The following is a 12953-nucleotide window of genomic DNA, read 5'->3' on the forward strand; positions in this document are numbered from 1 at the left end:
GAGGAGAGCCATTGATACTAGGAAAAAAGGTGATTTTTGAAGAGTTAATGAAACTATATAGCCATTTATATAAACCATTCCCACATCGTGATACGCGTAACATGTATCGAGATTTTAAGAAGATGTTTTCTGAGGATGATTGTATAAATGCTGATTTAGATCTATATTGGATGAATATCTCAGGAACATTAAGTTATGTGTTAAATGGAAGGATAGAAAAAATTCCATTTAAGCAAATAAAATTACTTCGCGTATCATTTTTTGATCGCTTTAAACAATTTCGCTTTTTAGAAAAGCATATTGAAGATTACTACATATTCTATAGAGACTATATGTATTATGAAAGAGCACGTAAATTATTACTTTATTATCTGACTTATGAAAAGACCCAACACACGGACTAAACTTGTTTGTGTGTTTTTTGTTCATAAATAATACAACATTTATAAACTTGAAATCCCTTCTTGTATTGTAGATCGATTAACTGAGCTTATTTACAACAATAAAATGAACTTATTGAGGATTCTGAAGAAGCAGCAAAAATAGTTCGGACAATTAATAAAAAGGGTTTAGAATATCACTTAATTTATCCTGCAAGTGCACAAAAAATGAGGGTGAAAACAGAATTTTAGTGTTTTTCCATAAACCTACCACTCGTTATATAATCGAGATAGGCTTATTTTATATATCATGTAAGGGAGAAATGGAGAATGACAAATACATATCAATTACAAATACCAAAGCAATTAGAACAGTATAGGGATATTTTAGAAAAAAGTGTAAAACCTTATATTAAAATTACTGGTAAGATAGGGGAAACAACATTATTTCAAAGCAAATTTGGTGGTTATCCATATTTACCAATTAACCATGAGCACCCTAAAGATTCAAACGGAAAGCCGATGGTACTACTTGCACAATTAAATTTTGAAGAACTTCCTCATATCGAACCTATGCCAACAAAGGGTTTGCTACAGTTTTTTGTAAATGGAGAAGATGATCTTGTTGGTGCTGATTTTGATCATCCAACAACACAAAAAGACTTTCGGATTATTTATCATTCTGATGTAAATTATGACGAATCACAGCTTGTAACGGATTTTAGTTATTTAAATAATCTTGATTTAGAGCATTTTGTTATACCCGAAGCAGCTAAGTTATCATTCGAACAAACTTATCAACCTGTAACAATAGGAGATTATCGTTTTGAATCATTTTTTAAAGATACAGTTGATTTAGAAGATATCGTTGATAAAGAAGAAGAAATAGAGTTTGGTGAATTGTATGAGGAGTCTTTTGAGAGTCTAGGACACAAAATTGGTGGATATCCGTTCTTTACACAAAGCGATCCAAGGGAATGGGACGAATCATATCAAAAGCACAATATTTTACTGCTACAAATTGATACAGATGATTCTCTAGGTATTATGTGGGGAGATTGCGGCGTTGCGAATTTCTTTATAAACAAAGAAGACTTGATCAATTTAGATTCTACTAATGTACTTTATAATTGGGACTGCTGCTAAGGGAATTTAAAGCCACTTTCTATATAGATATTTAGAGAGTGGCTTTGTTTTTGCTTGAAAAGAAATATTTTAAGAAATTATATATTGCATGCGCGGGTTTTGATGAAAGTCACACCGAAAGAAATGTGAATTACATTTATTAGAGATTCCTTTTTGAAATGAGAGGAGATTTTTTTAGTAATCCAAAATATATTATGTTAACTAGATGGACATCGGAAATACAGAGCGTATACAAAAAGGTTAAGTGAATAAACACCGGAATTATATATATTCAATAAACAAGATGTTTAAGTATTATAAAGAACGAAAAAATTAACGATGAATTTATGAATCAAAATAACTGCTAATAACAAATAATTTAATCGCTCGTTTTATTAAGTTATAGTCGTCACAGTATCAATAATTAATCAGAGAAAGTTTTAGAATAAATTTGCTGTGACAAATTTGATCTTAAATCTATATAAAGATATATAGTGAGTTTCCTTGAAAAATCCTTGTTTCATCTCAAAAAGTATAGTTTACTTAGATTTTGAGATGAAACACCTTTTATTTTCATAACTACCTATAATTTATATTATGTTAACTAGAAAAAGCAATAAACTTACTGAAAGTATTTTTATGCCCTTTCCTTTCGCAGTGTGGATTTTCATTTTAGTCACTGTTAGTTTCGCATGTTGCAGTTACTTTAGATTAAGTGAATATAATGTACGAACGCTAAACAACCAGTACGTATGCACGACTAGTTGTTTAACATTCGTACTGGTGATCGAGTTTGTTCTAGTATGTGCACAAAAACTATTTTTTTAGTTGAAAAATTCCATGTTTTCTTTGTAAAAATAATTCTTTATCTTTATAGATCTATTCTGAGAATTTTTCAATCGTGTTTTTACCACTTAAATATATTCGATATTGTTTTTCTTTATCAATAAACTTTGGCTGGTAATTGTACGCAATAAGAATTTGTTTTAAAGTATTCATAAAGTTATATGAACCACCAACAAAACTTACAAAGTGTCTTTGAGGATTTACGTGACCATCTCCATCAAAATAACCTCTAATAAAGTGATGCAGATAATCTTTTGGGACATATGGAAATTGTACGTCATTCTTCGTATCTTCCCTTCTTTCTGCTGTTATTTGCTCTTCCTGTACTGTACGTTTGTTCAATTTTTGTGGTAGCTATGTAGCATGTTTCCTCGAGTTATCTTCCGTCGGTTCTTTTTACACTCTTTAATTTATAGAATTTTTAAATTTAATAGAATTATCACTCTTTTCTTCTTGATTTGTATAAACTCCATCCTTTAATATGAATATACAAACTTAAATGTTCCTATTTTGTTTAAATGAATCATAAATGATTAGATTTAGGTGATAAAGTTTATAAAAAATCAGGAGGGATATGTGTGTTTTCGAAATGGAAAAAAGGATTAGTAACTACTTTATTTGCACTAACAACGTTTTCGACAGTAGCATCTGCTGAAGAACTGCCTACAGATCAACAAAAATGGCAGAAATGGGTTATGATGTACTTGCGTTTGAATCAGGCTTTGCGGAAGCGAATGCTGTATATCAAAACATAGATGATTTAACAGCTGAGCAAGCTATGAAAAAAGCTATTTATGGAGTATGGCATACAGAAGATGTAGAAGAATTATTTCAATACATAAAAGAGCAAAAAGAAAAAGGAACACCCCTTATTTTAACGGGATTCGATATAAATATCCCAACACCATTTAAGCTATTAAGCTCTTCTTCTGATTCATCAGAATACCATTTATCAACTATCTTTCGGTATGCATGTTCTGTATTTATTGATATACCGCAATAGCCTCCCTCAGTACCAACATACAATGCGAGTACAAACACATCTTTATTATTTTCGATGACTTTAGAACTGGCTTCAAAAAATAGATCCTCAACATATCTAAAATCCGCTAACAATATATCTTTTTCATTTGATATATCTTCAAAATATTCAATGGTTTTTTCAGGAGTATAAGTAACAAAACCTTTTTGATTTGACTTCCAATCTCCATTAATTACTCGCTTTAGTAGCTCGGTATAATCCCTTTTTTCTTTGTTTTTACGTATTATTTGTTTGTATTTTGATATTCGTTATTATCTAATAATGTAAAGCAGCTATTACTTATATAATCGTATAGTCATCAAAATATTGATCGATGCTTTGTAGTTTTTCTACTTTAAAATTTGTAATAGCAAAAGAACTCTTATGTAAATGTAACGTTTCATCTAAGGTAATAATGTTGCCGTCTTTATCAAGCATTATGAACGAATAAACGCCCTCTATAGTAGCTGTTACTTTTCCTAACGCTTTTTTATCCAACCATATAGATAGTCCTGCAAACAAAGAAGCAGTAACAAACATTTTGTTATCTATTAATTCAAGTTTAATATAGTCTGGACTGTCAATATCAAATAGCTCAACGTAATTACATTCCGAATTTCCGTATTCTTTTGTAAAATAATCAATGAAACTACTAATAAACATTTCTTTGTTATTCAAATTTTCTAGTATTTCTCCACTTTCATTCAGTATAAGTTCCTCAAGTTTTTCGTTTGAAAGTATTTCGTTATATATTCGCATAGTTATTTCTCCTAAGCCCTTATTATTTCTGTGCATAATAATTTAAATGGTAACGATTTGTTTTTTAATAAACCTTTTTCATCCATGTATTGAATCAATTACTCTAATTTCTTTTCATGGGATATTCTTAGTTATCAAGTATCTTTCCCCTTGTATTTGTTTCACCTTAAAATATTAGTTGTATTATTTGTGAATGATTGTCCCATTAAAAATATATGGTACAGTTACTTTTCGTTGTAATAGACCTTTCACATGTTCGGGAAGTCGTAAATATGTTTCAGCGGTTTGTAACTCCATCCATTTAATTTCCTCGATTTCTTCGGGCCTTGATATGTGTATTGCTCCACCTGTGATTTTCCCTGCAAAGTTAATAAAAATAGCATGGTGCCCTTTTTCTTCAAAAAATGCTTCACTTATTGAAAAAATCCCATCTACCTCTATATCTAATCCTGTTTCTTCTTTTACTTCACGAATTGCTGCTTCTTCTAACGTTTCACCAAACTCGGCTGCACCACCCGGTAAAGTAAAATAAGAACCATTTGTGCCTGTATTTTTAACCATCAATACTTTTTCTTGAAACTCATCAAAAAGTAGTACGTATGTTACAGTAACTTTTTTCATAAGAACCTCCTTAGTAAATTTCTAATATACAGTTCTATATAAGGTGTTGTATCCCCTTGTTAATAAATTTTAAATATTATCATATGGAATATTAAGGATGTTATTTGTTTTTATTTAAAGAAATAGTAGAAAAAATGATTGTGGTTGGAATGATACCTCATAAAAAGAAACGACATAACCGGAGAACGTATGGGCAATTCTTAAGTCAATGTTGGGTTAATATAAAAATTTTTTTAAAAATGTTATTTATTTTAGGACTTTTAGGTGCATTTGTGGGATTTGGTTTTTACATAGTGGATTCAATATCGCATCGAGAATTTACAGTGTACCTTGCTTTGGCTTTTATAATTTGCTTTGTGTTGTCCTATATTCTAGGGCATATTATCAGTAAAGTTAAGGACTGGAATTTTTCAAATGCAGATGCAAACTTTGATGGAGATATCGGAGGTTGTTTTACTAACTCTTATTTTATTTCTATCATTTTTATTATTATTTGGTATGAACTACATCGTTTATAAAATAACTGGAAATAAAAAATTTAGTTCCTTTTCAAAAGAGCCCTAGTATTCATTTAGGGCTCTTTCCTTAAGCTATTTTTTGATATAGCTTTTGTTTTTCCTTCTTTTTCTGATTACTCGGTGGTCGAATTAAAATGGCAATAACAAAGGATATAATACACAGTATACCGATTGTAATAAAAGTAGGCTGAAATCCACCTAACAAAGCGCCGATAAATGCCCCCGCGAGTGCTCCAAAGCCAAAACCTTGATATACGATTCCATAATTTGTACTATGATTTTTGAGACCGAAGAAATCCCCCACAATTGCCGGAAATATGGTGATATTACCTCCGAAACAAAATGCAACACTTGCAACACAAGTAAAATAAATAGCGTAGTTTAAATTCATAAAACTGAGTGTAAACACAGATAAACCGATTACGACAAAAGTTGCGGATACAATTTTTAATCGACCTATTTTATCCGACAATGTCCCGAGAATAATGCGGCCTGCAGTATTAAAGATTGCAATCATTGCAACGGCATTTGCTGCGGTTGCTGCACTCAGTCCTACGAGTTGAACCCCGATATCTTTTACCATACCGATTAAATATAGGCCGCTCATGCACGATGTAAATAACATAAAAAATAATAAATAAGCTTGTTTTGTACGTAACATTTCTTTCGGTGAATAATCACTACTTACAGTTTCAGATACTGTTTCATTTGTAGGAGCCTCACGTAAGAAGAAAGATCCCACGAGTATTACAATCAAAACGATTATGCCCCAATATAAAAAAGCTTCCGATACACCAACTGTATCAATTAGCTTTCCATTCACGTATTTAAAAATTAAGCTTCCCATTCCATATGCTGAGACTGAAATACCAGAAATTAAGCCTTTACGATTTGGAAACCATTTAATTAAATTAGACAATGATGTGATATAAGCTGTTCCATCTGCATACCCTACGACGACACCAGCTAGTAAATAAAGTAACGCTAATGAAGAGACTTGTGAGCTAAGAATTAATCCAAACCCAAGAATAATTCCTGCAGTTGCAATAAGTTTACGAAGTCCCATTTTTTGTTGTAATTTACCTGCAAACAAAGTTGAAAACGATAAAGAAAAGCTGGTAATTGAAAAAGTTATTGCCACAGTATGAAGTTCCCAGCCAAATTTATTTACTAAAGGTTGATTAAACAAACTCCATGTATAAATAGTTCCCAGCCCAATTTGCACGATGATTGTGCCTAGGACAATAAGCCATGGGTTTATAGATGCTTGTTTCATGCGAACTGTCCCTTTCTTATCATGACATGATTTATCACAATTTAGTATATCCGTGTTAAAAGACGAGATACGAATTTAAAACTGGAAATTAAATTAGAGTGATTGTATAAAATCAACAAAAAGGCACTTCAGTAAGAAGCGCCTTTTTGTTGATTAGATTATATACGGATTTATTGTAAAAAAGCTGTGTTAAGATAAGACATTTTCAAATGCTTATATACATATAGTACCAAATGATGCCCTTATTTTTATAGGGCCTAAGATGTATTTTTCTTTCATAAAAAAGTCTTATAAAAATAAAAATTAATATTCGATTTCCTCATAATCTTTTGGTTGTGGAACAGTTTGCATATTTGCTGCATCTTTTGGATCGCTATATATAGCATTTTGCTCAATGCTTGTGTCTTTGATATTTTGTTTTGTAGTTCTATTGGTTTGTTTTTTCATAAGGGCTCACTCCTTTTCTGTATAAAAGTAGTTATACCCTAATTTAAATATTTTTACTGGTATGTAAAAGATGATTTCGAGAATGTATCAGCGACTAAATTGCTAAATTCTCGTAAATAATACAGATAATTGTCTCCCCCATAGTTATATCTTTTATTATACATTTTGGCAACGACAACATTATATTCGGGAATAACTAAAATGGTGGGTCCTGTAATGCCTAATATTTGATACGAGCCTTTAGGCACTCTTTCTCCAAGTTCACTTTGTAAAGCCGGTGTGTTTTGAACGAACCAAAAACATCCATTTTGTGGTAGGTCCATGTTTTCATATTTTGGGCTTTGAAGACTTGTTGCAATTTTAATGACCTCTTTCGGTACAATTTGTTTTCCGTTTAAATACCCTTCATTTAGATGTAAATTTCCCCAATAGGCGAATTCTCTAGCAGAAACGAAAAGATTCTTTTCTGTTCCATCATCTAATATTCCAGTACTGCATATCGCTTCTTCATGAGGATTTACTATTACCTTTACCAAATTCTCATGATGCTTTTTTCGCCATCCTGTTTCTTTAAAACCTGCAGGTATAAAGATACGTTTCTTTAATAGCGTTGGAAAACTTGTATTATATAGCTGATTAATAAGGTGCGTCATCATACGTACATTAATGTCTCTATATGCCCATCCTTTTCCAGGTTCAAACTCTCGATAAATGGTTCCGTCTACTTTTTCATTTAAACCGTGTGAATGGGTTACTAAATGTCTTAATGTTGTTTTACCAAGTAAATCTTTATCATAGTCTTTAAAATAATCAGCTGCGTAATCATCGAGATTCTTTATTTTCCCTTCATACAGGGCATAAGCGACTGCTAGACCTAAGTAACTCTTTCTAGCCGAAGCGACATTAAATTGTGAAGAAGCTGTTATTGGTGCACTGTTTTCAGTATTAGAATGTTTTCCACTATAATGTTCAAGCACCACTTCATTATCTTTCATAATAAAAAGTGCTGCTGCAGTACTATGATTCTGTTCTTTTATTTCTTCTACCCATGAAACTAATTTTTGAAATGTATTCAATGTATCATTCACCTCTAAATAAAATGCTATATCAGATATTAAATTCGACAAAAATAGAAAATGCCCTTAAAATTATTTACTCTACAAAATGAAAGAAAAGTGTCTCTACAATTTGAACATGTACATACACTCTTCTTTCATATAATAACTTTATTTATGCTACAAAGTTAAATGAACCACCAGCTCCAGCAGCTAAAGCAGCCAAAGCATCCGCCACAACCGCCGCATCCGAAGCAACGTCCACCACATCCGCCACAACGTCCGCATCCGCCGCAGCGACGAGCATCTTCTTGTGCATAATAGTATGGATATTGGTTTTGATTATCCCAGTACACAACATTTCCAGACTGATAATCATTTAAATTCAATGAGTGCAGTTCTTGTTGAAACTCATTCATTTTTATGACCTCCGTTTATAAAATTAATCTTCCATCTAACATAATTCATTGGTGCTTTTCTATATTTTTTTGCTTGTTTAATCTCTGTAATAAGCAGTGATAAATATAGAAACTATAAACTAATTTCAATACGTACAACAACAAAATATGAGTTTTTACTGGGTGATGTACCTTGTTCGGTTGCCTATTTTTAAATAGCTTATATGATGGATTCATTATTATAAACATTTTCAAAATATGAAATTGGACAATGAATATAATTTTACATGAATTTCTCATTTGTAAATTTAATGGGGGAATCTCGCAATATGATATGGGGGGTTACAATCGAGGTGGAAAGAATAAGTTGGGTACTTATACAGTAATATTTACATTTAAGCACCCCATACCCTTTATCAACATTTTATAAGTTGCTAATCTAACAATTTGATACATTATCTTTCTGCATCTTTTCTATTAATCTTTGAACAGAGGGTTCGGGCATTATTTTATATGTAATGAAATTTTCATTACTAGGGATGATCCAATGAAAAGCCAAGTGAGACTCTTTCGAAATCGGCGCTATATCACTATGTAAGTCTTTACTATAAACCTCGAAAACATGATTAATTTCATAATGGAGAGTCTCACTATCTTGCCAATCGTTTTCAATAACACCTAAAAAAGCGCTTAATTTCACAATCGATCCCTATTTCTTCTTTAAATTCACGAATTAATGCGCATTCTGCAGGTTCTCCTAATTCTACATGACCACCTGGTAGAAAAGAATGATGCCTTTTATAATTTGCTATTAAAAGTTTGTTATCTTTAATAATGATTCCTCTTACAATATGATGAAATTTTGTTTTCGATTAGGTTTCTCCTCTTTATCCATTTTCTTAATTAAAGTTAAACAAGTAAACGATATACTTCTTCCCCATCATAAACATGACCAAGATTTACAAAACGATAGCTTTCATAAAATCTTTTTGCCCGAGTGTTCTTTTTGTGTATAGATAGACGAATCTCTTATTCCGCACCTGTATTTCTTCTACCCATGAAACTATTTTTTGATATGTATCCAATGTACCATTCATCTCTATATGAAATGCTATGTCAAATATTAATTTCGACGAAAATAGAAGATGCCCTTTTATTTGTTAAATTCAAAAAATGAAAGAAAAGTGTCTCTACAGTTCATACTTGTATATACACTTTTCTTTCAAAAATATTTTTATTTATGTCACGAATTTAAATGACCCACCAGGTAACACCATTAAAACCGTCAAAACAATTAGAGCAACCACCACAACCACCACAACCACCACAACCACCGCAGCCAAAACAACCGAAGCAACCAACACAACGGAATCCACCACAACGAAATCCACCGCAACGGCCACCGCAACCACCGCAACGACCACAACCGCCACAGCGACGAGCATCATCTTCAATATAGTAATATGGATATTGGTTTTGCTGGTCCCAATACATAACATTTCCAGACTGATAATCATTAAGACTTAACGCTTGTAGTTCTTGTTGAAACTCATTCATTTTCATGACCTCCGTTTATAAATTAAAACCCCATCGATGCTTTCTTAGATTTCTGTTCGTTAAATCTAAGTAGAAATAGCGCTATAAACTAAGCTCAATACGTACACCAACAAAATATGACCTATCACTTGATGATGCACCTTGTTCATATGCCTATTTTTAGGTTGTTTTTACTATGGGCTCATTTTTATAAATGGAAATTATAAAAATATGAATTTAAACAATAATATTTAGCTTTATGTCATCATTTTCTAGTTCTATAGCTTAAGCGTGGTAATTTTTTGCGTGATATCTTTTAGTCATAAAAAACACAGATATTAAATTTTTAAAAAGATGAACTAAGAGTATATTAGTTTTTCCAGAAAGGGTACTTATATCATGTTTTTTTTACAACGTAGTACTCTTACATGTTATTTTATAAATTGCTAAGCCAACAACTTGATAATTCCTCTTTTTGCACCTTTTCTATTAATCCTCGGACTGAAGGTTCAGGCATTATTTTATATACAATTAGATTTTTATTATTAGGAATAATCCAACTAAAATCCAGGTGAGACTCTTTAGAAATTGGTTCTATATCACTATGTAAGTCGTTACTATCAACTTCGAAAACATGATTAATTTCATAATGAAATATTTCACTATCTTGCCACTGGTTTTCAATCACTCCTAAAAAGCGCTTAATTTCACAATCGATCCCTATTTCTTCTTTAAGTTCGCGAATTAATGCGCATTCTGCAGATTCTCCTAACTCAACATGACCACCTGGTAGAAAAGAGTGATGCCCTTTGTAGTTTGCTATTAAAAGTTTGTTATCTTTTATAATGATTCCTCTTACAATATGATGAAATTTTGTTTTCAATTAGGTTCCCCCTCTTTATGCAGCAACTACTTTATAGTATTTATGTTCATAAAGAATATTACATTTGTCCAAAATACTCATTTAGTAGTGGAATAATATAAATCATAGGTGTTTCGTAGGGATGAATGCGATGAATAACCGCAAGTGCATCTTTTACTATTTCTCGTTTGCACCGTATTTCCACCTTACATTCTTGTCCTTCGCATATTTGACCAATTTCTCCATTATAAGGTTCTGAGTTATTTAGCGGTCTCCAGTACCCTTTAACTGCGCTATAAGACAGGCAGTTATCATAATTCCCCACTTTACAAGCCTGAACTTTATTTAATGCATCTCGTAAGTCTTCAATAAATTCATCCGGAATAAATATTTCGATTTTTACTTCGTTAAATTGCATACTTTGTTTCACGCCTTTTCTTAATTAAAGTTAAACAAATAAACGATATACTTGTTCTCCATCATAAACATGGCCAAGATCTATGAAACTATATTTTTCATATAACTTTTTTGCCGGAATGTTCTCTTTATGAACAGTTAGGCGAATTTCTTTGCACTGAGAAAAATGGTTGGTAATCCATTTAATCATCACTATTAAAGCAGATTTTCCGTATCCTTTCCCTTGATATTTTTCATCAATCAAAAACCCATTAATCCAATACATGTCGACTGTATTTCTATCGAAGGCATGCATAATAAACCCAACCATAACATCGTTATCGTATATAGCAAATGGTATATATTCTACGTTGTCACCATCTGGTTTTATATATACTTTTGCAAGTGATACAGCTACAGACGGTACAAATTGATTTTGTTCCTTGGATACTTGTAATTTTAGTGCGTCTTCCCAGTTTTCTCTTGTCACGACTTTCAATTGTAGGTTTACCATATCAAACTCCTTTGGAATAATGGATTATGAAATTATTGAAAAATCCTTATATGAATTGAAACAACACAAATAATTGGTAAGAAAAAAACTTCCTTAATTTTAATTCTTCTTTTATATTCGTTTCATTCCATTAATCTCCTTTTTCTCATATAGATTTTAAAACATCGAATGTGATTTATTTACATCGTTTGTTCTTTCAATTCGTATGTAGTGATCTTTTTCGTTTTTTATATGTGCAAGTACAACGCCAAATATTGTTATGACACCACCAAGTATTGATAACATAGTAGGAACCTCTCCTAACCATATCCAACTAATAAAGCAAGCAAACGCTGGTGTTAAATAAAGTGAGCTCGTTGCTTCAGAGGCTCCAGCATGAGAAGTTATATAAGCCAAAGCTATATACGGAAGTACCGTTGGAAAAAGACCTAAATACACAGCGCTAAGAGTAACTTCTATAGGAGCTTTTACTATTTCAGAGCCAAGCCCTGGTAAAAAGATTAGCATTAATACAGTCCCTGCCCATATCGTATATACAGTAAACGGTAAACTTCCATATTTTTTGAGGAATGGTTTTTGAAAAACAAAGAATAAACTTTCTGAAATTGCAGCAATAAGTATAAGTAGTATGCCAGTGTTGAATCCGAGTTCATCTCCAGTACTAATTGATATGAGTGCTACTCCTATAAAACTAACTGCTCCTCCTATCCATCCCCATAATTTAAATTTTTCACGGAAAAATATAAGAGCAAGTACTGCAGTTATGATAGGGGTAACTGATACAATCAAACTTGCAGGCCCTGCGCTCACACTTTTCTCTCCATAATTTAAGGTGATGTGATAAACGGTAAAACCTAAACCGCCTAGAATGAATATTACCGGTATGTCTTTTAATTCTGGTAAACGCATTCTACGTATGACCGATAAAATAACTAAAGCGAATGAGGCTATTAATAAACGTAATAACGTAAGATGTTCCGGCGTATATGCTTCAAGCCCAACGCGAATTCCAGGAAATGCAGAACCCCAAAGAACAATCGTAATACAGTGTGAGAATAAAACACGGAAATTCCATTCACTATATTTCATATCATCTCTTCCTTTCATATAGAAAAAGCCAGCCACTTTTCCTTTTCCAATTATTTCTTTTCATAATATTCAATCGTTGATAAAATGTCTTCAACCAGTTCTTTAATAAA

General features: G+C 31.9%; 14 protein-coding genes and 4 pseudogenes. 4 read left to right on the forward strand and 14 right to left on the reverse strand.

The window, feature by feature from the left end:
* The first annotated feature begins 11 nt into the window (after positions 1–11).
* Both QRY57_RS13645 and QRY57_RS13650 read left to right on the forward strand, forming a co-directional pair.
* Positions 12–404: a YxiJ family protein gene (locus tag QRY57_RS13645; RefSeq protein ID WP_286017738.1), complete on the forward strand. Its 393-nt coding sequence runs from the start codon at positions 12–14 to the stop codon at positions 402–404.
* A gap of 306 nt (positions 405–710) precedes the next feature.
* Entirely contained in the window at positions 711–1526 is an 816-nt protein-coding gene (locus QRY57_RS13650) for a YwqG family protein (protein WP_286017739.1), read from the forward strand.
* Positions 1527–2321: 795 nt separating this feature from the next.
* Here the strand turns inward: QRY57_RS13650 and QRY57_RS13655 are convergent.
* Positions 2322–2621 (reverse strand): annotated as a pseudogene (locus QRY57_RS13655) (LAGLIDADG family homing endonuclease); the annotation flags it as partial.
* A 308-nt stretch (positions 2622–2929) separates the two neighbouring features.
* On the opposite strand from QRY57_RS13655, the pseudogene QRY57_RS13660 reads away from it, so the two are divergent.
* Positions 2930–3249 (forward strand): annotated as a pseudogene (locus tag QRY57_RS13660) (erythromycin esterase family protein); the annotation flags it as partial.
* 423 nt (positions 3250–3672) lie between these two features.
* On the opposite strand, the gene QRY57_RS13665 reads toward QRY57_RS13660, so the two are convergent.
* Positions 3673–4131, reverse strand: coding sequence for a hypothetical protein (locus QRY57_RS13665; RefSeq protein ID WP_286017740.1), 459 nt, complete (start codon positions 4129–4131; stop codon positions 3673–3675).
* 183 nt (positions 4132–4314) lie between these two features.
* On the reverse strand, positions 4315–4752 hold the full coding sequence (locus tag QRY57_RS13670) for an NUDIX hydrolase (RefSeq protein WP_286017741.1): 438 nt from the start codon (positions 4750–4752) through the stop codon (positions 4315–4317).
* Between the two features lie 104 nt (positions 4753–4856).
* Here QRY57_RS13670 and QRY57_RS13675 point away from each other — a divergent pair, with 104 nt between their 5' ends.
* On the forward strand, positions 4857–5270 hold the full coding sequence (locus tag QRY57_RS13675) for a permease (protein ID WP_286017742.1): 414 nt from the start codon (positions 4857–4859) through the stop codon (positions 5268–5270).
* A gap of 67 nt (positions 5271–5337) precedes the next feature.
* On the opposite strand, the gene QRY57_RS13680 is transcribed toward QRY57_RS13675, so the two are convergent.
* The 11 genes and pseudogenes from QRY57_RS13680 to QRY57_RS13730 form a co-directional block, all read right to left on the reverse strand.
* A complete protein-coding gene (locus tag QRY57_RS13680; RefSeq protein WP_286017743.1) occupies positions 5338–6546 on the reverse strand; it encodes an L-lactate MFS transporter in 1209 nt (402 codons plus the stop codon).
* Positions 6547–6849: 303 nt separating this feature from the next.
* Positions 6850–6993 carry a hypothetical protein gene (locus tag QRY57_RS13685; protein WP_026590908.1) on the reverse strand — a complete coding sequence of 48 codons (144 nt, stop codon included), beginning with the start codon at positions 6991–6993 and terminating at the stop codon, positions 6850–6852.
* A 53-nt stretch (positions 6994–7046) separates the two neighbouring features.
* The gene (locus QRY57_RS13690; RefSeq protein WP_026590909.1) at positions 7047–8069 is read right to left on the reverse strand and encodes a serine hydrolase domain-containing protein; all 1023 of its coding nucleotides are present in this window, start codon (positions 8067–8069) and stop codon (positions 7047–7049) included.
* A 167-nt stretch (positions 8070–8236) separates the two neighbouring features.
* The gene (locus tag QRY57_RS13695; RefSeq protein ID WP_090689519.1) at positions 8237–8467 is read right to left on the reverse strand and encodes a heterocycloanthracin/sonorensin family bacteriocin; all 231 of its coding nucleotides are present in this window, start codon (positions 8465–8467) and stop codon (positions 8237–8239) included.
* A 418-nt stretch (positions 8468–8885) separates the two neighbouring features.
* Positions 8886–9282: pseudogene (locus QRY57_RS13700) on the reverse strand (NUDIX domain-containing protein).
* A gap of 73 nt (positions 9283–9355) precedes the next feature.
* Positions 9356–9475 (reverse strand): annotated as a pseudogene (locus QRY57_RS13705) (GNAT family N-acetyltransferase); the annotation flags it as partial.
* 222 nt (positions 9476–9697) lie between these two features.
* On the reverse strand, positions 9698–10003 hold the full coding sequence (locus QRY57_RS13710; RefSeq protein ID WP_286017744.1) for a heterocycloanthracin/sonorensin family bacteriocin: 306 nt from the start codon (positions 10001–10003) through the stop codon (positions 9698–9700).
* Between the two features lie 415 nt (positions 10004–10418).
* The gene (locus tag QRY57_RS13715; RefSeq protein WP_286017745.1) at positions 10419–10865 is read right to left on the reverse strand and encodes an NUDIX domain-containing protein; all 447 of its coding nucleotides are present in this window, start codon (positions 10863–10865) and stop codon (positions 10419–10421) included.
* A 58-nt stretch (positions 10866–10923) separates the two neighbouring features.
* Complete coding sequence (cutA, locus tag QRY57_RS13720; RefSeq protein ID WP_208017466.1) at positions 10924–11262, reverse strand: divalent cation tolerance protein CutA; 339 nt, start codon at positions 11260–11262, stop codon at positions 10924–10926.
* Between the two features lie 30 nt (positions 11263–11292).
* A complete protein-coding gene (locus tag QRY57_RS13725; protein ID WP_286017746.1) occupies positions 11293–11754 on the reverse strand; it encodes a GNAT family N-acetyltransferase in 462 nt (153 codons plus the stop codon).
* Between the two features lie 156 nt (positions 11755–11910).
* Complete coding sequence (locus tag QRY57_RS13730) at positions 11911–12843, reverse strand: DMT family transporter (RefSeq protein WP_286017747.1); 933 nt, start codon at positions 12841–12843, stop codon at positions 11911–11913.
* Positions 12844–12953 lie beyond the last annotated feature (110 nt).

This window comes from Bacillus arachidis (assembly GCF_030285945.1).
In the GTDB taxonomy this organism is placed as follows: Bacteria; Bacillota; Bacilli; order Bacillales; family Bacillaceae_G; genus Bacillus_A; species Bacillus_A arachidis.

Bases quoted from the DNA above. Each gene is read 5' to 3' on its own strand.
- QRY57_RS13730 (WP_286017747.1), bottom strand. From the start codon at position 12,843: ATGAAATATAGTGAATGGAATTTCCGTGTTTTATTCTCACACTGTATT.
- cutA (WP_208017466.1), bottom strand. From the start codon at position 11,262: ATGCAATTTAACGAAGTAAAAATCGAAATATTTATTCCGGATGAATTT.
- QRY57_RS13695 (WP_090689519.1), bottom strand. From the start codon at position 8,467: ATGAATGAGTTTCAACAAGAACTGCACTCATTGAATTTAAATGATTAT.
- QRY57_RS13710 (WP_286017744.1), bottom strand. From the start codon at position 10,003: ATGAATGAGTTTCAACAAGAACTACAAGCGTTAAGTCTTAATGATTAT.
- QRY57_RS13680 (WP_286017743.1), bottom strand. From the start codon at position 6,546: ATGAAACAAGCATCTATAAACCCATGGCTTATTGTCCTAGGCACAATC.
- QRY57_RS13725 (WP_286017746.1), bottom strand. From the start codon at position 11,754: ATGGTAAACCTACAATTGAAAGTCGTGACAAGAGAAAACTGGGAAGAC.
- QRY57_RS13665 (WP_286017740.1), bottom strand. From the start codon at position 4,131: ATGCGAATATATAACGAAATACTTTCAAACGAAAAACTTGAGGAACTT.
- QRY57_RS13670 (WP_286017741.1), bottom strand. From the start codon at position 4,752: ATGAAAAAAGTTACTGTAACATACGTACTACTTTTTGATGAGTTTCAA.
- QRY57_RS13650 (WP_286017739.1), top strand. From the start codon at position 711: ATGACAAATACATATCAATTACAAATACCAAAGCAATTAGAACAGTAT.
- QRY57_RS13685 (WP_026590908.1), bottom strand. From the start codon at position 6,993: ATGAAAAAACAAACCAATAGAACTACAAAACAAAATATCAAAGACACA.